The sequence below is a fragment of the Streptococcus sp. 151470009-6 genome (assembly GCF_053628175.1).
Genome location: NZ_JBSEZF010000001.1, coordinates 460,136 through 481,842, shown reverse-complemented (window position 1 = coordinate 481,842; position 21,707 = coordinate 460,136). Strand labels below are relative to the sequence as shown.

General features: G+C 40.3%; 18 protein-coding genes. 15 read left to right on the top strand and 3 right to left on the bottom strand.

The window, feature by feature from the left end; all coding sequences use genetic code 11:
• Nucleotides 1–111: 111 nt before the first annotated feature.
• A complete protein-coding gene (locus ACUW6H_RS02420; RefSeq protein WP_454360809.1) occupies nucleotides 112–681 on the bottom strand; it encodes a CYTH domain-containing protein in 570 nt (189 codons plus the stop codon).
• 129 nt (nucleotides 682–810) lie between these two features.
• On the opposite strand from ACUW6H_RS02420, the gene ACUW6H_RS02415 reads away from it, so the two are divergent.
• From ACUW6H_RS02415 to ACUW6H_RS02375, 9 genes are all read left to right on the top strand, one after another.
• The gene (locus tag ACUW6H_RS02415) at nucleotides 811–1,482 is read left to right on the top strand and encodes a GTP pyrophosphokinase (protein WP_000151560.1); all 672 of its coding nucleotides are present in this window, start codon (nucleotides 811–813) and stop codon (nucleotides 1,480–1,482) included.
• Nucleotides 1,466–2,284 (top strand): NAD kinase, encoded by an 819-nt coding sequence (locus tag ACUW6H_RS02410; protein WP_454360807.1) that lies wholly within the window; start codon nucleotides 1,466–1,468, stop codon nucleotides 2,282–2,284. The genes ACUW6H_RS02415 and ACUW6H_RS02410 overlap by 17 nt, the downstream gene beginning before the upstream one ends.
• A complete protein-coding gene (locus tag ACUW6H_RS02405) occupies nucleotides 2,281–3,177 on the top strand; it encodes an RluA family pseudouridine synthase (RefSeq protein WP_454360805.1) in 897 nt (298 codons plus the stop codon). The genes ACUW6H_RS02410 and ACUW6H_RS02405 overlap by 4 nt, the downstream gene beginning before the upstream one ends.
• A gap of 43 nt (nucleotides 3,178–3,220) precedes the next feature.
• Entirely contained in the window at nucleotides 3,221–4,195 is a 975-nt protein-coding gene (gene pta / locus ACUW6H_RS02400; protein ID WP_000451565.1) for a phosphate acetyltransferase, read from the top strand.
• Nucleotides 4,196–4,277: 82 nt separating this feature from the next.
• The gene (mutY, locus tag ACUW6H_RS02395) at nucleotides 4,278–5,456 is read left to right on the top strand and encodes an A/G-specific adenine glycosylase (RefSeq protein ID WP_454360803.1); all 1,179 of its coding nucleotides are present in this window, start codon (nucleotides 4,278–4,280) and stop codon (nucleotides 5,454–5,456) included.
• A gap of 57 nt (nucleotides 5,457–5,513) precedes the next feature.
• Nucleotides 5,514–6,221 carry a response regulator YycF gene (gene yycF, locus ACUW6H_RS02390; protein ID WP_454360801.1) on the top strand — a complete coding sequence of 236 codons (708 nt, stop codon included), beginning with the start codon at nucleotides 5,514–5,516 and terminating at the stop codon, nucleotides 6,219–6,221.
• Nucleotides 6,214–7,563, top strand: coding sequence for a cell wall metabolism sensor histidine kinase VicK (gene vicK / locus ACUW6H_RS02385; protein ID WP_454360799.1), 1,350 nt, complete (start codon nucleotides 6,214–6,216; stop codon nucleotides 7,561–7,563). Before yycF ends, vicK begins: the two co-directional genes overlap by 8 nt.
• A 1-nt stretch (nucleotide 7,564) precedes the next feature.
• Nucleotides 7,565–8,374: an MBL fold metallo-hydrolase gene (locus ACUW6H_RS02380; protein ID WP_038806131.1), complete on the top strand. Its 810-nt coding sequence runs from the start codon at nucleotides 7,565–7,567 to the stop codon at nucleotides 8,372–8,374.
• 84 nt (nucleotides 8,375–8,458) lie between these two features.
• The gene (locus ACUW6H_RS02375) at nucleotides 8,459–9,232 is read left to right on the top strand and encodes a potassium channel family protein (protein ID WP_454360796.1); all 774 of its coding nucleotides are present in this window, start codon (nucleotides 8,459–8,461) and stop codon (nucleotides 9,230–9,232) included.
• Between the two features lie 37 nt (nucleotides 9,233–9,269).
• On the opposite strand, the gene ACUW6H_RS02370 is transcribed toward ACUW6H_RS02375, so the two are convergent.
• Nucleotides 9,270–9,617 carry a GxGYxYP domain-containing protein gene (locus tag ACUW6H_RS02370; RefSeq protein ID WP_454360794.1) on the bottom strand — a complete coding sequence of 116 codons (348 nt, stop codon included), beginning with the start codon at nucleotides 9,615–9,617 and terminating at the stop codon, nucleotides 9,270–9,272.
• A gap of 109 nt (nucleotides 9,618–9,726) precedes the next feature.
• Entirely contained in the window at nucleotides 9,727–11,445 is a 1,719-nt protein-coding gene (locus ACUW6H_RS02365; protein WP_454360792.1) for a phospho-sugar mutase, read from the bottom strand.
• Nucleotides 11,446–11,831: 386 nt separating this feature from the next.
• Here ACUW6H_RS02365 and ACUW6H_RS02360 point away from each other — a divergent pair, with 386 nt between their 5' ends.
• The 6 genes from ACUW6H_RS02360 to pulA all read left to right on the top strand — a co-directional run bounded on the left by ACUW6H_RS02360 (nucleotide 11,832) and on the right by pulA (nucleotide 21,580).
• Nucleotides 11,832–12,986, top strand: coding sequence for a DUF4352 domain-containing protein (locus ACUW6H_RS02360; RefSeq protein WP_000722101.1), 1,155 nt, complete (start codon nucleotides 11,832–11,834; stop codon nucleotides 12,984–12,986).
• A 77-nt stretch (nucleotides 12,987–13,063) separates the two neighbouring features.
• Nucleotides 13,064–14,965 carry an ABC-F family ATP-binding cassette domain-containing protein gene (locus ACUW6H_RS02355; RefSeq protein WP_454360790.1) on the top strand — a complete coding sequence of 634 codons (1,902 nt, stop codon included), beginning with the start codon at nucleotides 13,064–13,066 and terminating at the stop codon, nucleotides 14,963–14,965.
• A 2-nt stretch (nucleotides 14,966–14,967) separates the two neighbouring features.
• The gene (locus tag ACUW6H_RS02350; RefSeq protein WP_454361270.1) at nucleotides 14,968–15,831 is read left to right on the top strand and encodes an Rgg family transcriptional regulator; all 864 of its coding nucleotides are present in this window, start codon (nucleotides 14,968–14,970) and stop codon (nucleotides 15,829–15,831) included.
• 80 nt (nucleotides 15,832–15,911) lie between these two features.
• On the top strand, nucleotides 15,912–17,090 hold the full coding sequence (locus tag ACUW6H_RS02345) for an MFS transporter (RefSeq protein ID WP_454360788.1): 1,179 nt from the start codon (nucleotides 15,912–15,914) through the stop codon (nucleotides 17,088–17,090).
• A 91-nt stretch (nucleotides 17,091–17,181) separates the two neighbouring features.
• Nucleotides 17,182–19,140: an NAD-dependent DNA ligase LigA gene (ligA, locus tag ACUW6H_RS02340; protein ID WP_454360786.1), complete on the top strand. Its 1,959-nt coding sequence runs from the start codon at nucleotides 17,182–17,184 to the stop codon at nucleotides 19,138–19,140.
• 154 nt (nucleotides 19,141–19,294) lie between these two features.
• Complete coding sequence (pulA, locus tag ACUW6H_RS02335) at nucleotides 19,295–21,580, top strand: type I pullulanase (protein WP_454360784.1); 2,286 nt, start codon at nucleotides 19,295–19,297, stop codon at nucleotides 21,578–21,580.
• The last annotated feature ends 127 nt before the right edge of the window (nucleotides 21,581–21,707 follow it).

Sequence of the window (21,707 nt, the reverse complement as noted above, 5' to 3'; positions counted from 1 at the left end):
TATAGACCGTCCTCTGTAAACTTTGTGAATCTTCTTTGGAAAAGTTTCTTTTTCTTAATGAAGATTCTATTATTTTTATCTTTTCTATTTTACCAAAAAAAGGAGATTATTTCAGCTTTTTTTCATGTTTTTAATGAATCGAATTAATTTTGATGGAGCCTTCTGGTAAGTTATGTGATTTTCATCTAAAAATTGCTGAAAATCGACTTTTCCTTGTTCAAAATTAGTGACTTCAAGTTCCAGTTCGTAGTCGGTTTGACCAAAGTAATGGCTTTGATCTAAGGCCATCAAACCGATATCGGTTTCCATTTCGTAACGAATCGTTTCAAGACAACCCAGAATAAGCCAGTCATGGCTTTCAATACCAATCTCAGTAAGCTTCTCCAGAACCATTCCTTGAGGTAGGATCTGTTTTTCTAAATAATGTTCAGCTTCTGGAAGAGTCATTTTTTGATTGTATTCCATATTGCCAATAGTTTGAGGAACTTTCAAGGTTAATTCAGCGCAATCTGAAAGGGCGCGAATGCGCATGGCAACCTTTTTTTCGCGCAACTGGAAATCAGGCGTGTCAATGTAGTAGTTTTTTTGGTGAACAGGAGCTATATGGGCAAACTGTTTTTTTAAATGATTGTAGTCATCTTTTTTCAGTAGTGTTTTCAGTTCAATTTCTAATTGTTTCATTTTTCTAACCTTTTCTTTATCTTTGAAAGCGGATTTATGGTATAATGTACAATGTATTTATTGTATAAGATTGTAGTGAAAAAATCAAAAATTTTTAACAGCACAATCTCATACTAAAAGGGAGAAAGTATGACCATAGAATGGGAAGAATTTTTAGATCCTTACATTCAAGCTGTTGGTGAATTGAAGATTAAACTTCGTGGGATTCGCAAACAGTACCGTAAGCAAAACAAGCATTCTCCGATCGAGTTTGTAACTGGTCGGGTAAAACCGATTGAAAGTATCAAAGAAAAAATGGCTCGTCGAGGAATTACTTATGCAACTCTGGAAAATGACTTGCAAGATATCGCAGGGCTACGTGTCATGGTTCAGTTTGTTGATGACGTGGAAGAAGTTGTTGCAATTCTACGTAAACGTCACGATATGAGAGTCGTTCAGGAACGAGATTATATCAACCATCGTAAGGCGTCGGGTTATCGTTCTTATCATGTTGTTGTCGAATATACTGTAGATACGATAAATGGGGCTAAGACCATTCTCGCCGAGATTCAAATTCGGACCTTGGCTATGAACTTTTGGGCTACCATTGAGCATTCGCTCAATTATAAGTACCAGGGGGACTTTCCAGAGGAAATAAAAGAAAGATTGGAAATCACTGCCAAAATTGCTCATCAACTAGATGAAGAAATGGGCAAGATTCGAGATGACATTCAGGAAGCTCAGGCACTCTTTGATCCTTTGAGTAGAAAACTAAACGACGGTGTAGGAAATAGTGACGATACAGATGAAGAATACAGGTAAGCGAGTTGACCTCATAGCTAATAGAAAGCCGCAGAGTCAGAAAGTTTTACATAAACTGAGGGAAAAACTCAAAAAACAGCATTTTATAATCAATGATACAAATCCCGATATCGTCATTTCGATTGGTGGTGATGGGATGCTTTTGTCTGCTTTTCACAAGTACGAGAATCAGTTAGACAAGGTTCGATTTGTAGGTGTACATACAGGACACTTGGGATTTTACACGGATTACCGTGACTTTGAGTTGGACCAGTTGGTTACCAATCTCCAACTGGATTCTGGAGCCAAGGTTTCTTATCCAGTCCTGAATGTCAAAGTGACTCTTGAAAACGGTGATGTAAAAACCTTCCGTGCTCTAAATGAAGCGAGCATCCGTCGGTCAGACCGCACCATGGTTGCAGATATCATCATTAATCACGTTCCATTCGAGCGCTTTCGTGGAGATGGTGTGACTGTCTCAACGCCTACTGGGAGCACTGCCTATAACAAGTCCTTGGGAGGAGCGGTTTTGCACCCTACCATTGAAGCCTTGCAACTGACTGAAATTGCAAGTCTCAATAATCGAGTTTATCGGACTCTAGGTTCGTCAATTATTGTTCCGAAGAAAGACAAAATTGAGCTTTTACCGACTCGTAATGACTATCACACGCTATCTGTTGACAATAGTACCTATTCTTTCCGAAATATAGAACGGATTGAGTACCAAATCGACCATCACAAGATTCATTTCGTAGCGACACCAAGCCACACTAGCTTCTGGAATCGTGTTAAAGATGCCTTCATCGGCGAGGTGGAAGAATGAGGTTCGAATTTATCGCAGATGAACATGTCAAGGTCAAAACCTTTCTGAAGAAACACGAGGTTTCTAAAGGACTGTTGGCTAAGATAAAGTTTCGAGGTGGGGCTATCCTAGTCAATAATCAACCTCAGAATGCAACTTATCTCTTAGATATCGGAGATAGGGTTACCATTGATATTCCAGCAGAGGAAGGCTTTGAAACCCTTGAAGCCATTGACCGTCCTTTAGATATCCTGTATGAGGATGACCACTTTTTGGTTTTGAATAAGCCTTATGGAGTAGCTTCCATCCCCAGTGTCAATCATTCCAATACCATTGCGAATTTTATCAAAGGCTACTATGTTAAGCAGGAATACGAAAACCAGCAGGTTCATATCGTGACCAGACTGGATCGGGATACATCTGGTTTGATGCTCTTTGCCAAGCACGGTTATGCTCATGCACGATTAGACAAGCAACTGCAACGAAAGTCTATCGAAAAACGTTATTTCGCTTTGGTTAAGGGCAATGGGGATTTGGAGCCAGAAGGGGAGATTATTGCACCGATTGCGCGTGATGTGGACTCCATTATCACGAGAAGGGTTGCCAAGGGTGGAAAATACGCCCATACCTCTTACAAAGTTGTAGCGTCTTATGGAGATATTCACCTGATCGATATTCAATTGCATACTGGGCGAACCCATCAGATCAGAGTGCATTTTTCTCATATCGGTTTTCCCTTGTTGGGAGACGATCTCTATGGAGGTAGCCTAGACGATGGGATTCAACGACAGGCCTTGCATTGCCATTTCTTATCATTTTATCATCCCTTCTTGGAGCGTCAGCTAGAGCTGGAAAACCCCTTGCCAGATGATTTTAACAATCTTATTACTCAGTTATCAACTAATACTCTTTAAAATCTATTTTGAGTATAATTTAATTTCTTAAAGGAGAAAACTCATGGAAGTTTTTGAAAATCTCAAAGCCAACCTAGTTGGCAAAAATGCTCGTATTGTTCTCCCTGAAGGGGAAGAACCTCGTATTCTTCAGGCAACCAAACGATTGGTAAAAGAAACAGAAGTTGTCCCTGTTTTGCTTGGGAACCCAGAAAAAATCAAAATTTATCTTGAAATCGAAGGGGTTATGGACGGCTATGAAGTGATTGACCCTCAACACTATCCTCAATTCGAAGAAATGGTTACTACCTTAGTTGAACGTCGTAAAGGTAAAATGAGTGAAGAAGGTGCTCGTAAGATTTTGCTTGAAGATGTCAACTACTTTGGTGTTATGCTCGTTCACATGGGCTATGTTGATGGAATGGTATCAGGTGCTACTCACTCAACAGCTGCAACAGTTCGTCCTGCACTCCAAATCATTAAAACTCGTCCAAATGTATCCCGCACTTCAGGTGCCTTTCTCATGGTTCGTGGAACAGAACGCTACCTATTTGGGGATTGTGCCATTAACATCAATCCAGATGCAGAAGCTTTGGCAGAGATTGCTATCAACTCAGCTATTACAGCTAAAATGTTTGGCATCGAACCTAAAATTGCCATGCTAAGCTATTCTACTAAAGGTTCAGGATTTGGTGAAAGTGTTGATAAGGTAGTGGAAGCTACTAAAATTGCTCATGACTTGCGTCCTGACCTTGAAATCGATGGAGAATTGCAATTTGATGCGGCCTTCCACCCTGAAACTGCAGCATTGAAAGCCCCAGGAAGTAACGTTGCTGGGCAAGCAACTGTCTTTATCTTCCCTGGTATCGAAGCAGGAAATATTGGTTATAAGATTGCAGAACGTCTTGGTGGCTTCGCGGCTGTAGGTCCAGTTCTGCAAGGTTTGAACAAGCCAGTAAACGACCTTTCTCGTGGATGTAACTCTGATGATGTTTACAAGTTGACCCTTATCACTGCTGCCCAAGCGGTTCATCAATAAGAAATAGGCCTCTTTCCTTTGGGAAGAGGCTTTTTAGCGCTAAGAAAAGGACAGTTAGGAGCTTCTATGTTATACTAGATATATGTTAGATTTGAAAGAATACGGTGTTGACATGTGGCCAGAGGAGAAGATTTTCTCTTTCCGTGAGAAACTTCTCAACTGGTACGATGAATACAAAAGAGATTTACCTTGGCGAAGAAGTAAAAATCCTTATCATATCTGGGTTTCTGAAATCATGCTCCAGCAGACTAGGGTAGATACGGTTATTCCCTACTATGAACGATTTTTGGATTGGTTTCCAACTGTTGAAAGTTTGGCAAATGCGCCTGAGGAGCGTTTACTGAAGGCTTGGGAAGGTTTGGGCTATTATTCTCGCGTACGCAATATGCAGTCGGCGGCTCAGCAGATTATGACAGACTTTGAAGGGAAATTTCCAAACACTTACGAAGGGATTTCTAGCTTGAAAGGGATTGGCCCCTATACTGCGGGAGCAATTTCTAGTATCGCTTTTAATCTACCCGAGCCAGCAGTTGATGGCAATGTCATGCGAGTTTTATCTCGCTTGTTTGAGGTAAATTATGATATCGGAGTTCCTAGCAATCGAAAGATTTTCCAAGCTATGATGGAAATCTTGATTGATCCGAAACGGCCAGGGGATTTTAATCAAGCTTTGATGGACTTAGGCTCTGATATTGAGTCTCCAGTTAATCCTCGACCTGAAGAAAGTCCTGTTAAAGACTTTAGCGCAGCCTATCAGAATGGAACCATGGATCGATATCCGATCAAAGAACCCAAGAAAAAGCCTCTTCCAATCTATCTCAAGGCTTTGGTTGTGCGCAATGACCGAGGGCAATATTTACTAGAGAAAAACGAAAGCGAGAAACTGCTAGCTGGATTTTGGCATTTCCCCTTGATTGAGGTCGAAGAATTTTCTAGAGAAGATGATCAGCTAGATCTTTTTTCTCAAGTCAAAGAGGAAAGCAGAGCATTTGGACCAAGCCCCCAAGAAAGTTTTGAGCAGGATTATGATTTGGAGGTTGATTGGTCTCATCAAACTTTTGAACAAGTCAAGCATGTCTTTAGTCATCGTAAATGGCATATTCAAATCCTAGCAGGTCAGGTGACAGGATCAAAACAGTTCTCCGACAGAGAAATTCGCTGGCTCTCCCCTCAAGAGTTTGCTGACCACCCCCTCGCTAAACCTCAACAAAAGATTTGGCAGGCTTATAAAACAGTTCTTGGAGATGGGGGCTGGGATTAGCCATTTGTGTCTTCTTTCCATTTTTTTGTTATAATAGAAAAAGAAAAAGGTGATCTTATGAAAAAAATATTAATTGTAGATGATGAGAAACCAATCTCAGATATTATTAAGTTCAATATGACCAAAGAAGGCTACGAGGTTGTAACAGCCTTCAACGGTCGTGAGGCAATCGAGCTATTTGAAGCCGAGCAACCCGACATTATTATCCTCGACTTGATGCTTCCTGAAATTGATGGTTTAGAAGTAGCCAAAGCCATTCGCAAGACCAGTAGTGTTCCTATCATTATGCTCTCAGCTAAGGATAGCGAGTTTGACAAGGTTATCGGTTTGGAACTAGGGGCAGATGATTATGTCACAAAGCCCTTCTCAAATCGTGAGTTGCAGGCGCGTGTCAAGGCTTTACTTCGCCGTACCGACTTGGTTTCAGTTGATAATCAAGAGTCTGATGAGAAGAAATCTCAGCCACTTCAGATTGGCGATTTGGAAATTGTTCCAGACGCTTACGTGGCCAAAAAATACGGTGAGGAATTAGATTTGACCCACCGTGAGTTTGAGCTCTTATATCACTTGGCTTCCCATATTGGACAAGTGATTACGCGTGAACACTTGCTTGAGACTGTTTGGGGTTATGATTATTTTGGTGATGTTCGTACAGTGGACGTGACTATTAGACGTTTGCGTGAAAAAATTGAAGATACTCCAAGCCGTCCAGAGTATATCCTCACCCGTCGTGGTGTTGGCTACTATATGAGAAATAATGATTGAAGATATTAGACAAACTATTCTGACCAGTGATTTTATCTTTATCTTGATTTTACTTGGCTTTATCTTGGTAGTGACCTTGCTCTTACTGGAAAACCGTCGAGATAATATTCGTCTCAAAGAGATAAATCAAAAGGTTAAGGACTTGATTGCGGGTGATTATTCTCAAGTTTTGGACTTACAAGGCAGTACAGAAATCACCAATATTAGCAATAATCTCAATGATTTGTCAGAAGTTATTCGTTTGACCCAAGAAAATCTGGAACAAGAGAGTAAAAGATTGCATAGTATTCTTTCTTACATGACAGATGGAGTGCTTGCGACCAATCGCCGTGGCCAGATTACCATGATCAACGACATGGCCAAGAAACAGCTCGGTGTGCAGAAAGAAGATGTTCTTAACAAAAGCATTTTAGAATTGCTTAAGATAGAGGATGAGTATGAACTGCGTGACCTGATTACTCAGATTCCTGAGTTGATGATTGATTCCCAAGATGTGAATGGTGAATACCTGAGTCTTCGTGTACGTTTCGCTTTGGTTCGCCGTGAGTCTGGATTCATCTCGGGTTTGGTTGCTGTTTTACATGATACGACCGAGCAGGAGAAGGAAGAACGCGAGCGGAGACTCTTCGTTTCAAACGTGAGTCATGAGCTGAGAACTCCTTTGACCAGTGTTAAATCTTATCTTGAAGCCTTGGACGAGGGAGCCTTGTATGATCCTGTAGCCCCTGATTTTATCAAGGTTTCACTCGATGAAACCAACCGTATGATGCGGATGGTGACAGATCTCTTGCATCTCTCTCGAATTGATAATGCGACCACTCAGTTGGATGTGGAATTGATTAACTTTACGGCCTTTATCACCTTTATTCTTAACCGTTTTGACAAGATGAGAGGTCAGGAACAAGAGAAAAAATATGAGCTGGTTCGAGATTACCCAATCAATTCTGTTTGGATCGAGATTGATACCGATAAAATGACCCAGGTGATTGATAATATTCTTAACAATGCCATTAAGTATTCACCAGATGGTGGCAAAATTACTGTCAGCATGAAGACCACTGATGACCAGATGATTTTATCCATCAAAGACCAAGGTTTAGGTATTCCAAAGCAAGATTTACCTAAAATTTTTGACCGCTTCTACCGTGTGGATCGTGCAAGAAGTCGTGCACAAGGTGGAACTGGGCTAGGTCTAGCCATCGCCAAAGAAATCATCAAACAACACAACGGCTTTATTTGGGCCAAAAGTGAATACGGTAAGGGCTCAACCTTTACCATCGTGCTCCCTTATGATAAGGATGCCGTAAAAGAAGAAATATGGGAGGACGAAATAGAAGACTAGAATGAGTGAAATAGGCTTTAAATACAGTATTTTAGCATCAGGTTCCAGTGGAAATTCCTTTTATCTGGAAACCCCAAAAAAGAAAATATTAGTGGATGCAGGCTTGTCTGGTAAGAAAATTACCAGTCTGCTAGCTGAAATCAATCGCAAACCTGAAGATTTGGATGCAATTTTAATTACGCATGAGCACTCAGATCATATCCATGGAGTGGGTGTTCTAGCTCGCAAATATGGTATGGACCTTTACGCCAATGAAAAAACCTGGCAGGCTATGGAAAATAGCAAGTACCTCGGTAAGGTGGATTCATCGCAGAAGCACATTTTTGAAATGGGTAAAACCAAAACCTTTGGCGATATCGACATCGAGAGTTTTGGGGTTAGTCATGATGCCGCAGCACCACAGTTTTACCGATTTATGAAAGACGACAAGAGTTTTGTCATGTTGACTGACACAGGTTATGTTAGTGATCGTATGGCAGGAATTGTTGAGAATGCTGACGGTTATCTCATCGAGTCCAACCACGATGTAGAAATCTTACGAGCGGGATCTTATGCTTGGCGACTCAAACAGCGTATCCTATCTGATCTCGGTCACCTTTCTAACGAAGACGGTGCTGAGGCCATGATTCGTGCCATGGGAAATCGAACAAAGAAAATCTATCTTGGCCACTTGTCCAAAGAGAACAATATCAAGGAGCTGGCTCATATGACCATGGTCAATCAGCTAGCCCAAGCTGATCTGGGAGTCGGAGTTGACTTTAAGGTTTACGACACTTCACCAGATACCGCAACACCATTGACAGATATATAAAAAGAAGGCGGGAGCCTTCTTTTCTTATGTATTTATCAGGGATTTAGTGTGGTATAATGATTAAAAATATATAGGAGTGATATTGTGAAGAAAAAATGGTTATTTAGAGATTACTATGATACAACGATTATCATTCTAGCACTGATATCGGTTGTTCTGGTTTTACTTGGATTTGCGGAAATGATTGATTTGGACAATCCTCCCTACAGCATCATTGATTTAGTGATTTGGTTTGTTTTTGTGGTAGATTATGGTTGGCGCTTCTTTTCAAGCCAAGGAAAATGGCGATTTATCCTTGAAAATATCTTTGACTTGTTAGCTATCCTTCCTTTAAACGCTATTTTTACAGTATTTCGATTAGGGCGTATCTTCCGCTTAGCAAGACTGACAAAATTACTGAAACTCACTCGTCTTTTAAGAATCGTAGGATTGACTGGCAAGTTGGAAAAGAAGGTTAGCAAACTCTTACGGACAAATGGCTTACTTTATATTTTCTATCTCAATTCCTTTATTGTACTGGTAGGGAGTTCAATTTTATCAGTTGTTGAAGAAAAATCTTTTTCGGATAGTCTTTGGTGGGCGCTTGTAACGGTAACAACTGTTGGTTATGGGGATATTGTTCCTACTTCCATTTTTGGGAAGTGGTTAGCTGTTTTACTAATGCTTGTTGGTATTGGAACAATAGGAATGTTAACGAGTTCCTTGACGAATTTTTTCGTGAAAGAGAATCCAGATGAACAGATAAAACTCGATAAACTACAAGATGAATTATCCAGTCAGAGAATACTACTTGAGAAACAATCTGAGAAGATAGAAGAACTACATAGAATGATACAAGATTTGCTTGAAAAAAAGTAATTTAGACCATACAAAAACCACTCAACGAGTGGCTTTTTTACAATCCTGCAAATTCTTTGATTTCTTGTGCTGACATGGAAGAGTCGCAACGGACATTGATTTGGCCATCAGCAACATGAACGAATCCCGGAACAGTTGGGATTCCATAACGTGAGCGGAAATCTTGCAAAGCATTGAGTTGGCTTGGTTCTTCGCTATTGATGAAGTAGATGTGTGCCTTAGTTTCAGCTACGACACCTGCTAATGTAGCAGCAAATTTACGGCAGTAAGGGCAAGTTTTGCGACCGATGAAGAAGGATGCAGTTTCTTTATTATCGAGTGCTTCTTGGGCGCGTGAAACTGTAGTCACTTCAAGGTCTTTAATATCTTCTAAAAACTGATTCATAAGAATACCTCTCTTTTTTTGATAAAACTAGTATGCCACAAAGTTTCTAAAATTGCTCGAATTTGATACGAAAAAAGATGAGATTGGTTTATCTCATCTTTTAGCTTGCTTATTTTACAAAGGCATTGATTTCTGCTTCGATGTTGGCAATCTTAGCTTGTGAATCTTCGTTGCTTTCACCCACAACGGCAATGTAGAACTTGATTTTTGGTTCTGTACCTGAAGGGCGAACTGCAATCCATGAACCGTCAGCAAGTGTGTATTTCAAAACATCACTTGGAGGAGTTGTCAAGTTTGTAACAGTACCGTCAGCAGCAGTAGCAGTTTGAGCCTTGAAGTCTTCTACGACAGTGATAGCTGTTGTGTTCCATTCTTTTGGAGCATTGTTACGGAACTTAGCCATAATCGATTTGATTTGTTCAGCACCGTCTACACCTGAGAGAGTTACAGAGATAGTCTTTTCAGCATAGTAACCATACTCTTTGTAGATTTCCTCGATACCGTCAGCAAGAGTCAAACCACGTGAACGGTAGTAAGCAGCAAGCTCAGCAACGACAAGAACGGCTTGGATAGCGTCTTTATCACGTACGAATGGTTTAATCAAGTAACCGAAGCTTTCTTCAAATCCCATCATGTAGGTGTGGTTGTGTTTTTCTTCGAATTCTTGAATCTTTTCAGCGATAAATTTGAAACCAGTTAAGACGTTGAACATAGTTGCGCCGTAGCTTTCAGCAATCTTCGTTACCAAGTCAGTTGATACGATTGATTTGCAGAGGGCTGCATTTTCAGGAAGAGTTCCAGCGTTTTTGTGAGCTTCCAAGATGTATTTAGCCATGATGGCACCGATTTGGTTACCTGAGAGGTTGAGGTAGCTGCCATCTTTTTGAAGAACTTCAACTCCAACACGGTCAGCGTCCGGGTCAGTTGCAACAAGAACATCTGCACCAACTTTGCGTCCGAGTTCTTCAGCAAGGGCAAAGGCTGCTTGACTCTCTGGGTTTGGAGATTTAACCGTTGAGAAGTCTGGGTCTGGAGTTGCTTGCGCTTCCACGACTTGAACAGAATCAAATCCTGCTTGAGCAAGAGCGCGACGTGCCAACATTTCACCAGTACCATGAAGTGGTGTGTAGACAATCTTCATGTCTTTACCAAATTCTTCAATCAAGGCAGGGTTGATGTTGACATCTTTAACTTCTTTGAGGTACTCAGTGTCAATAGCATCACCGATGACTTCAATCAAACCAGAAGCTTTTTCCGCTTCTACATCGGCAACTTCCACAGCAAATGGATTTTCGATAGCACGGATATAAGTAGTCAAAGCGTCCGCATCGTGTGGAGGCATTTGTCCACCATCTTCTCCGTAAACCTTGTAACCATTAAATGGAGCTGGGTTGTGGCTAGCAGTAATCATGATACCAGCGAAACAGTTGAGGTGGCGAACGGCAAATGAGAGTTCTGGAGTCGGACGAAGGCTTTCAAAAACATAAGATTTGATACCGTGTTTTGCTAGAACTGCAGCAGATTCAAAGGCAAATTCTGGAGAGAAGTGACGGCTATCGTAGGCAATTGCCACACCACGTTCTTTTTCATTTCCACCTTTTGACTCAATCAAACGAGCCAAACCTTCAGTCGCTTGACGGACAACATAGATATTGATACGGTTAGTACCAGCTCCAATCAATCCACGCATACCAGCAGTACCAAATTCAAGATTGGTATAGAAGGCGTCTTCCTTTGTCTTTTCGTCCATGTTTTCCAAATCTTGACGAAGGTAGTCTGGAAGTTCAGCAAAATCAAGCCATTTTTGATAGTTTTCTTGGTAAGTCATTGAGCGTCTCCTTTTATTGTAAATTGTTTTAATCGGCTTTATTATACCATGATTTAGGATTTTAGTAAAACGTTAGCATAGGCGCTATTACTCGAATCGAGCTTTTTTCATTTCCCTAAAAAAGGATAAACAAGAGTTTATAACTAAACGGTTTCAAATTGAATTCCTAATAAATTTAGAAAATTATATAGAAAAAGTTTTCAAAGAAAAAACGTGACTTCCTATTGATTCTCTAAGAAGAAGCTTCTATACTTAAAATAATTTTTTGGAAAAATTTAAGCTATTATTCTATAATTTTAAGTTTTTTTTAAAAGGTTCGGTTTCTATTTTGAATTTTATTATCGCTATGGTAGAATATAGTAAATAATAAAAGGAGATATTCTATTATGAAAAAAATTCTTAAGCATTCTGCTTTGCTGGTATCAGCTTTAGCACTTGTTGCTTGTGGATCAACAAAGAAGGCAAGCGACAACGGTACTGCCTCAAACTCCAACTTTGAAGTATCTGTTAAAGATGGTATGTTTGTATTGCCTAAAGATGAAGATTCATCTTCAAGCTACCTTGCTCTTCAGGTTGAAATCAAAAACAACCGTGATAAAAAGTTCAGTTTCACTAGCCGCGATATCACCCTTTACAATGAAAAAGATGAAAAAGTAGAACCAATTCAAATCTATGAGAGTGACAGTAAGACTAAATTCATGTCTTATGGAGATAGCATCTCTAAAGGTAAGAGTGTAGCTGGTTATGTTGTTTATGAAGTAGACAAAGATGCTAAATATGAGCTTCATTTTGCACCTAGCTTCTACGAAGATATCAAAGAGGACTCTAAAAAGAATAACGACGTAGCTATCAAAGTTGATCCAAGCAAATACGAGGATCACATTGATGAAGCTAAAGAAGTAATGAAAAAATATGTCGATGCCGTTTACCTTAATGGAGAAAGCTCTGGTGGCGGAACGAACTTAAGTACATCTGATAACAAGGCTCAAGTCGTATCCCTTGCAGATGATAAAAAATCTTCTGATGGTGATGCTGAATTTACAAATGATGTGAAGGCTGATAGAGAAGAGTTCATCAAGAAATTTGTAGAATCATTCGGAAAAGGTTTCTACAACTACAAACCATCAGACGCAGAGCTTCGTACATTTGCTGAGGCGTATATCAAAGCAAACTCTAAACGAGCAAAAATTGATTACAAAGTTAAAACATACTTGCCAGACTACGCAGTTATCTATGTAAGACCTGAAACGATTGACTTAGATAACTTGAATGTTTATGAATTAAGCCGTAAATTCTACGACGAAAACAAAGGTAAGTACAGCAACTATTCAGAAGCTATGAAAGCTGGTGAGAAGTATATTTTAGAAAATGCTCCAAGCCAATTTGAATCAACTCCTCTAGATACTAGTAATAGTATGAGAAAAGAGGGTTATGAAATCAAAATGACGAAGAAGGATGGTAAATGGACAATCGATACCTCTTCTAAGAACTATGATTTAAAAGATATGGCTCGCACATTCCGTGGAGGCATTGGATACTAAAATAAAAAGTTCGAGTTTATACTCGAACTTTTTTCATTGCAATTGTCTAAAATTGAAAAAGATAGTAAAATAGAATCATGATTATTTTACAAGCCAATAAAATTGAACGTTCTTTTGCAGGAGAGGTTCTTTTTGATAATATCAATCTGCAGGTAGATGAACGCGATCGGATTGCCCTTGTTGGAAGAAATGGGGCAGGAAAGTCGACTCTTTTGAAGATTTTAGTTGGAGAAGAGGAGCCAACTAGAGGGGAAATCAATAAGAAAAAAGACATCTCTCTTTCCTACCTAGCCCAAGACAGCCGATTTGAGTCTGAGAATACCATTTATGACGAAATGCTCCATGTTTTTGATGATTTACGGCGTACGGAAACACAACTGCGTCAGATGGAGTTGGAGATGGGTGAGAAAACTGGAGCTGAACTAGATAAACTCATGGCAGACTACGACCGTTTGTCAGAGAATTTTCGTCAAGCTGGCGGTTTTACCTACGAAGCAGACATTCGAGCGATTTTAAATGGTTTCAAGTTTGATGAGACTATGTGGCAGATGAAAATTGCTGAGCTTTCAGGTGGTCAAAATACTCGGCTTGCTCTTGCAAAAATGCTCCTCGAAAAACCAAATCTCTTGGTCTTGGATGAGCCAACCAACCACTTGGATATTGAAACCATTGCCTGGTTGGAAAATTACCTAGTCAACTACAGTGGCGCTCTCATCATTGTTAGTCACGACCGTTATTTCTTGGACAAGGTTGCAACAATTACGCTCGATTTGACCAAGCATTCTTTGGATCGCTATGTGGGGAATTACTCTCGATTTGTTGAGCAAAAAGAACAAAAAATGGCAACTGAGGCAAAAAACTATGAAAAACAGCAGAAGGAAATCGCTGCTCTGGAAGACTTTGTCAATCGCAATCTAGTAAGAGCTTCGACAACCAAACGTGCCCAATCGCGCCGTAAACAACTGGAAAAAATGGAGCGCTTGGATAAACCTGAAGCTGGTAAGAAATCAGCTAATATGACCTTCCAGTCTGAAAAAACATCTGGTAATGTTGTCTTGACAGTTGAAAATGCAGCCATTGGTTATGATGGGGAAATTTTGTCAGAACCGATAAATCTTGACCTTCGTAAAATGAATGCTGTTGCGATTGTCGGACCAAATGGGATTGGGAAATCAACCTTTATCAAGTCAATCGTTGATCAGATTCCTTTTATCAAGGGAGAGAAGCGATTTGGTGCTAACGTTGAGGTTGGTTACTATGATCAGACTCAAAGTAAGCTAACACCAAGTAATACTGTACTCGATGAACTTTGGAATGATTTTAAACTGACACCTGAAGTTGAAATCCGCAACCGCCTAGGTGCCTTCCTTTTCTCAGGAGATGATGTTAAAAAATCAGTTGGCATGCTGTCTGGTGGTGAACGTGCTCGTTTGTTGCTTGCTAAACTGTCTATGGAAAACAACAACTTCTTGATTCTTGATGAGCCGACCAACCACTTGGATATTGATAGCAAGGAAGTGCTAGAAAATGCCTTGATAGACTTTGATGGAACCCTTCTGTTTGTCAGCCACGACCGTTACTTTATCAATCGCGTAGCTACTCATGTTTTGGAATTGTCCGAAAATGGTTCGACACTCTATCTAGGAGACTATGACTACTATGTTGAAAAGAAGGCAGAAGTAGAAGTGAGTCAAGCTGAGGAACTTTCTACTAGCAATCAAGAAAAAGAAGCAAGTCCATTTAATGATTATCAAGCTCAGAAAGAAAGTCAGAAAGAAGCCCGCAAGCTCATGCGTCAAATCGAGAACTTGGAGGCAGAAATTGAAGAATTAGAAACCCAAAGTCAAGCCATCTCTGAACAAATGTTGGAAACCAATGACGCTGAACAACTCATGGAGTTGCAGGCTGAACTGGAAAAAATCAACCATCGTCAGGAAGCGGCTATGCTTGAATGGGAAGAATTATCGGAGCAGGTGTAAAGATGAAACATCTAGGAAAGGTATTTCGTGAATTTCGAACAAGTGGGAAGTACTCCTTGAAAGAGGCGGCAGGTGAATCATGTTCAACCTCTCAGTTATCTCGCTTCGAGCTTGGGGAGTCTGATCTAGCAGTTTCTCGGTTCTTTGAGATTTTGGACAATATTCATGTGACTATTGAAAATTTCATGGACAAGGCTAGGGATTTTCAAAATCATGAACATGTTGCCTTGATGGCACAGATTATTCCGCTTTACTACTCAAATAATATTGCAGGTTTTCAAAAGCTTCAAAGAGAACAACTTGAAAAGGGTAAGAGTTCGACCAATCCCCTCTATTTTGAGCTGAATTGGATTCTGCTACAAGGTCTGATTTGTCAAAGAGATGCTCATTACACGATGAGTCAGAGTGATTTGGAAAAGGTAGCAGATTATCTTTTTCAAACAGAAGAATGGACTATGTATGAGTTGATTCTTTTCGGGAATCTCTATACTTTCTACAATGTGGACTATGTGGCTCGGATTGGCAGAGAAGTCATGGAGAGGGAAGACTACTACAAGGAAATTTGTCGGCATCGAAAACTTGTTTTGATTTTAGCTCTTAACTGTTACCAGCATTGTTTGGAAAATCGGTCCTTTGCGGATGCGGACTATTTTGAGGGCTATGTGGAGAAGTTGATTGGAAATGGTATCAAGCTTTATGAGCGCAATATCTTCCATTATCTTAAAGGTTTTGCCCTCTACCAGAGAGACTTGAAAGAAGAAGGTTGTAGTCAGATGCAGGAGGCTATGCATATTTTTGATGTGCTTGGACTTCCAGAGCAAGTGGCTTACTATCAGGAACATTATGAAAAATTTGTAAATGCTTAAATTTCCCAAATAAGGGAAAAATAAAGAGACTCCTTTCAGTTTTGATACAATAGTTTCAAAATTTGAGAGGAGCTTTTTATATGAATCGACATGCAATCCAGTTGATTAGTCGTGGGGCTATTAATAAGATAGGAAATATGCTCTATGATTATGGAAACAGTGTTTGGTTGGCATCAATGGGGACGATAGGACAGACTGTTCTTGGTATTTATCAAATTTCTGAGTTGGTTACATCGATTCTGGTCAATCCCTTTGGTGGAGTGATTTCAGATCGCTTTTCGCGTCGCAAAATTTTGATGACGACAGACTTGATTTGTGGTATTCTCTGTTTAGCTATTTCTTTCATCAGAAATGATAGATTGATGATTGCTGCCTTGATTTTTGCCAATATTGTTCAGGCGTTTGCCTTTGCATTTTCTCGTACAGCCAATAAAGCCATTATAACTGAGGTTGTAGAGAAAGACGAGATTGTGACCTATAACGCTCGCTTAGAGCTCGTTTTGCAGGTTGTAGGAGTTAGCTCCCCTGTACTTTCTTTCCTCGTTTTACAATTTGCCAGTCTCCATATGACGCTTGTTTTAGATGCCATTAGTTTTTTCATTGCATTTGTTCTAGTGGCTCTCCTTCCTCGAAAAGAAATCCAAGTACATGAGAAAAAGAGTTTTAGTTGGAAAGACATCTTTGTTGATATGAAGGCTGGAATACACTATATTTGGCATCAGCAAGAGATCTTTTTCCTTTTGTTAGTAGCTTCCAGTGTTAATTTCTTTTTTGCAGCTTTTGAATTTCTCCTCCCTTTTTCAAATCGACTATACGGGGTAGAAGGAGCTTTTGCAAGTATTTTGACTATGGGCGCTATTGGTTCGATTATCGGAGCTCTTCTTGCTAGTAAGATAAAAGCAAGTGTTCATAGCCTTTTGATTTTACTAGCTTTGACTGGTATTGGAGTTTTTATGATGGGGTTACCACTGCCAACTTTTCTTTCCTTTTCTGGAAATTTAGTTTGTGAACTATTTATGACAATGTTTAATATTCATTTTTTTACTCAGGTTCAAACCAAGGTTGAAAGTGAATATTTGGGCAGAGTATTGAGTACTATTTTTACTTTAGCTATTCTCTTTATGCCAATTGCAAAAGGCCTTATGACAGTGTTGCCAAGTGTACATCTTTCTTCTTTCTTGATAATCGGAAGTGGAGTTGTCTTCTTGTCCTGTATATCTCTCATTTATGTTCGAAATCGTTTTAAAAAAAAGGTATAAATCTCCTTGCCTAAAAAAATATTTCACTATTAACTATTTTTTCAGCCCTTCTCCATTGTGAGGAGGGCTTGGTTTGTGGTAAAATGGTTTTATGAATAAAAGAATGAATGAGTTAGTTGCCTTACTCAACCGCTATGCGAGCGAGTACTATACGAGTGACAATCCTTCGGTTTCAGATAGCGAGTACGATCGCCTCTACCGAGAGTTGGTCGAGTTGGAAGCTGCCTATCCAGATCAAGTTTTAGCAGACAGTCCAACCCATCGTGTTGGTGGTAAGGTTTTAGATGGTTTTGAAAAATACAGTCATCAGTATCCTCTTTATAGTTTGCAGGATGCTTTTTCACGTGAAGAGTTAGAAGCTTTTGATGCGCGTGTGCGAAAGGAATTACCTCATCCCACTTATATCTGTGAGTTGAAAATCGATGGTTTGTCTATCTCTCTTACCTATGAGAAGGGGATTTTGGTCGCTGGGTCGACGCGTGGAGATGGTTCTATTGGTGAGAATATCACTGAAAATCTCAAACGCGTTAAGGATATTCCTTTGACCTTGCCAGAAAAACTAGATATCACAGTTCGTGGGGAGTGTTACATGCCACGCGCTTCCTTTGAATTGGTCAACCAAGCTCGCCAAGAAAATGGAGAGCCTGAATTTGCCAATCCTCGTAATGCGGCGGCTGGAACTTTGCGTCAGCTGGATACAGCAGTAGTTGCCAAGCGCAATCTTGCGACTTTTCTCTATCAAGAAGCAAGCCCTTCTACTCGTGATAGCCAAGAAAAAGTCTTGAAGCATCTTGAACAACTTGGTTTTGTAGTTAATCCTAAACGAATCTTGGCTGAAAGCATGGATGAGATATGGGATTTTATCCAAGAAGTAGGACAAGAACGGGAACATCTACCTTACGATATTGATGGAGTGGTTATCAAAGTCAATGACTTAGCAGGTCAAGAAGAACTCGGTTTTACAGTTAAAGCGCCTAAGTGGGCAGTGGCCTACAAGTTCCCTGCTGAGGAAAAAGAAGCCAAACTACTCTCAGTTGACTGGACAGTAGGCCGTACTGGGGTTGTCACGCCAACTGCCAATTTGACACCTGTTCAGCTTGCTGGTACTACCGTTAGCCGTGCGACCCTACACAACGTAGACTATATTGCTGAAAAAGATATTCGCAAAGACGATACGGTTATCGTTTATAAGGCTGGAGATATCATTCCTGCTGTTTTGCGTGTGGTAGAGTCCAAGCGTGTTTCTGAAGAAAAACTAGATATTCCGACTAACTGTCCGAGCTGTGACAGTCAGTTACTTCATTTTGAAGATGAGGTTGCTCTACGTTGTATCAATCCTCGCTGTCCAGCCCAAATCATGGAAGGCTTGATTCACTTTGCCTCTCGTGATGCCATGAATATTACAGGCCTTGGTCCTTCCATAGTTGAGAAGCTCTTTGCTGCTAATCTAGTTAAGGATGTAGCGGATATTTACCGTTTGAAAGAAGATGATTTCCTCCTTTTAGAAGGTGTCAAGGAAAAGTCTGCGTCAAAACTGTATCAGGCTATTCAAGCATCTAAGGAAAACTCAGCTGAGAAGCTTTTATTTGGCTTGGGAATTCGCCATGTCGGAAGTAAGGCTAGTCAGCTCTTGCTCCAACATTTCCATACGATTGAAAATCTGGCTCAGGCAGATCCAGAGGAAGTGGCAAGTATTGAAAGTCTGGGTGGTGTGATTGCCCAAAGTCTTCAGACCTATTTTGCTACCGAAGGATCCAAAATTCTCTTAGATGAGCTGAAAGAAGCAGGCGTCAATCTGGCCTACAAAGGTCAGACTGTAGTAGCAGATGCAGCCTTGTCAGGTTTGACAGTAGTTCTGACAGGAAAATTGGAACGTCTCACGCGCTCAGAAGCAAAAAGCAAACTCGAAAGTCTGGGAGCTAAGGTAACAGGCAGTGTATCCAAGAAAACAGATCTAGTCGTAGCAGGAGCGGATGCAGGAAGCAAGCTCCAAAAAGCACAAGAACTTAGTATCGAAGTTCGAGATGAAGCTTGGTTGGAAAGTTTGTAAAGAATAGCAGCCAGCTAGGTCTTAAACAGTCAGAAATAATCTGTCCTGAAGTGTTTTTACATAGATTGAGTCTATTGTCAGTCAGAGATTCAATCGCTGAATCTATCAGTACCACATAAAAAATTTAAATAGAAATTAGAAATTAGGAAAAGAAATGTATAGATACCCAGTAGTCATCCATTTTCATCGAAAAAATGGGGATTATACTGCTTGTTCATTTGGTAGAAAACAGGCAGACAATGTTGAAAAATTGTATTATGAGAATGACTTTTTTGGAGCAAAGTTCTCCTTTACAGTTACAAGTTCAGAAAAGTTAGAAAACCTAAAATTCTCAGTTGAGATTGATGGAAAAATTAAGGAATATCCAGTGCGTTATAACTACTATCCGCTTCTGACAGAGGTTTGGATTTTAGAGGGTGACGAGACGGTTTATTATTCTGAAAACCCAGCCATTGCTAGTCCTTACTACAAAGATCAAAATCCATTTGCTTTTGATAAAGCAATCCATAGCGCTAGCTACGATCACCACTGGGGCTACCAAGGAGAACTAGGTTGCAGCCTTTCAGATTATCAGACAAGCTTTAAACTTTGGGCTCCTACGGCTACAGCTGTACAGGTAGTTGTCTATGAAAATACCAGCAACGATGCTCCGATTTGGAAAACCTATAATCTAGAGCGTGGGAATAGCTATTCATATAGTCATAAGTACAATACCATTGGTGTTTGGGGTCTAGATTTAGATGAAAATCTTGCTGGCAAGGCTTATCAGTATCAGATTGAATTCCCTCATCACAAGAGTTTGACAAGAGATCCTTATACAATTGCAACCAGTCCTGACGGAAAACGTTCTGTTATTCTCTCACACAAAGAAAGACAAGTAGATGGATTTGAAGTCAAACATGGGACAGAAGCTCCTTGGCGTTTGGAAAATCCATGTAAAGCTGTTATCTGTGAAATGCATATCCGAGATTTGACCAAATCTCCAACATCTGGAGTGGCAGAGCATCTCCGTGGAACCTTCCTTGGGGCTGCACAGACAGGAACGACTAACCAATTCGGACAAGCAACCGCCTTTGACTATATCAAAGAACTTGGCTGCAACTATGTTCAACTTCAACCAATCTTTGATCGCCATAAGGAATACGATGAGGATGGAAACGTAACCTATAACTGGGGCTATGATCCTCAAAACTACAATGCCCCAGAACCAAGTTTCTCTAGCAATCCAGATGATCCAGGACAAGTCGTTCGTGATCTAAAAACGATGGTTCAGGCCTATCATGATGCAGGAATTGGTGTCATCATGGACGTGGTTTATAATCACACCTTCTCAACGGTTGATGCGCCTTTCCAGACAACTGTACCAGATTATTACTACCGCATGAACCGAGATGGAACCTTCCAAAATGGTACAGGAGTAGGAAATGAAACAGCCAGTGAACATGAAATGTTCCGTAAGTACATGATTGATTCTCTCCTATACTGGGTGAAAGAATACAATATTGATGGTTTCCGTTTTGACTTGATGGGTATTCATGATGTCAAAACCATGCAAGCGATTCGTTGGGCGCTAGATGAGGTTGATCCCCGTATTATCACCTATGGAGAAGGCTGGGATATGGGAACAGGTCTTGCACCTTATGATAAGGCCAAGAAGGACAATGCCTACCAAATGCCAAATATCGGATTCTTCAACGATGATCAGCGTGATGCGATTAAAGGAGGAGAAGTTTATGGTGCAATCAAGTCAGGATTTGTCAGTGGTGCAGCCACCGAACCAATCGTAGCCAAGGCTATTCTTGGTAGCCGAGAGTTGGGCTCTTATCTGAGTCCAAACCAGGTTCTCAACTATGTTGAAGCCCATGACAATTACAATCTTCATGACCTGCTGGCGACGCTTCATCCTGATCAAAGTTCTGACCAGATTATGCGCAAGGTTGAGACAGCGACAGCAATGAACCTTCTCATGCAAGGAATGTCCTTTATGGAAATTGGCCAAGAATTTGGTCGAACCAAGTTGATTCCGACTGGTGAAGATAGACAACTCACTCCCGCAGACCGAGAACGAGCTATGAATAGTTACAACGCTCCTGACAGTGTCAACCAAATAAACTGGGATTTGATCAATGAAAGACAAGAGAGCATTGAGTTTGTCCGTCAGATTATTCGACTGAAAACACAGACTAGTGCCTTTTCTTATCCTACATACGAAGAAGTTTACCGTCATGTCTTTGTCCACACGGCTGCAGAAAATAGCGGATGGATTGTTTACGAGATTCACGGGGGACCAGAACATCTATTGGTCGTATTTAATGCCAAGGGAACTTCCTTCTACTTTGAAAATGCAGGAAATCTGGAAATGCTTGTGACAAATAGTCGTTCAAAAGAGTCGAATGTAATCGACAATACTAGTGTCGCAGTGCTTAAAGTACTCTCTTAAATTCATAAACTAAAAAGGGTTAGATTGTCTAATCCTTTTTGTTATGTATAAGTTTTCAATGAAGAGTAGAATTAAGTGTCAAATTATTTGAAGAATCAAGTTTGTGAAAAAAATCTCAAAATTTTCA

Bases quoted from the DNA above. Each gene is read 5' to 3' on its own strand.
- pta (WP_000451565.1), top strand. From the start codon at position 3,221: ATGGAAGTTTTTGAAAATCTCAAAGCCAACCTAGTTGGCAAAAATGCT.
- yycF (WP_454360801.1), top strand. From the start codon at position 5,514: ATGAAAAAAATATTAATTGTAGATGATGAGAAACCAATCTCAGATATT.
- ACUW6H_RS02410 (WP_454360807.1), top strand. From the start codon at position 1,466: ATGAAGAATACAGGTAAGCGAGTTGACCTCATAGCTAATAGAAAGCCG.
- ACUW6H_RS02370 (WP_454360794.1), bottom strand. From the start codon at position 9,617: ATGAATCAGTTTTTAGAAGATATTAAAGACCTTGAAGTGACTACAGTT.
- vicK (WP_454360799.1), top strand. From the start codon at position 6,214: ATGATTGAAGATATTAGACAAACTATTCTGACCAGTGATTTTATCTTT.
- ACUW6H_RS02380 (WP_038806131.1), top strand. From the start codon at position 7,565: ATGAGTGAAATAGGCTTTAAATACAGTATTTTAGCATCAGGTTCCAGT.
- ACUW6H_RS02355 (WP_454360790.1), top strand. From the start codon at position 13,064: ATGATTATTTTACAAGCCAATAAAATTGAACGTTCTTTTGCAGGAGAG.
- ligA (WP_454360786.1), top strand. From the start codon at position 17,182: ATGAATAAAAGAATGAATGAGTTAGTTGCCTTACTCAACCGCTATGCG.
- ACUW6H_RS02345 (WP_454360788.1), top strand. From the start codon at position 15,912: ATGAATCGACATGCAATCCAGTTGATTAGTCGTGGGGCTATTAATAAG.
- pulA (WP_454360784.1), top strand. From the start codon at position 19,295: ATGTATAGATACCCAGTAGTCATCCATTTTCATCGAAAAAATGGGGAT.
- mutY (WP_454360803.1), top strand. From the start codon at position 4,278: ATGTTAGATTTGAAAGAATACGGTGTTGACATGTGGCCAGAGGAGAAG.
- ACUW6H_RS02350 (WP_454361270.1), top strand. From the start codon at position 14,968: ATGAAACATCTAGGAAAGGTATTTCGTGAATTTCGAACAAGTGGGAAG.
- ACUW6H_RS02360 (WP_000722101.1), top strand. From the start codon at position 11,832: ATGAAAAAAATTCTTAAGCATTCTGCTTTGCTGGTATCAGCTTTAGCA.
- ACUW6H_RS02405 (WP_454360805.1), top strand. From the start codon at position 2,281: ATGAGGTTCGAATTTATCGCAGATGAACATGTCAAGGTCAAAACCTTT.
- ACUW6H_RS02365 (WP_454360792.1), bottom strand. From the start codon at position 11,445: ATGACTTACCAAGAAAACTATCAAAAATGGCTTGATTTTGCTGAACTT.
- ACUW6H_RS02420 (WP_454360809.1), bottom strand. From the start codon at position 681: ATGAAACAATTAGAAATTGAACTGAAAACACTACTGAAAAAAGATGAC.
- ACUW6H_RS02415 (WP_000151560.1), top strand. From the start codon at position 811: ATGACCATAGAATGGGAAGAATTTTTAGATCCTTACATTCAAGCTGTT.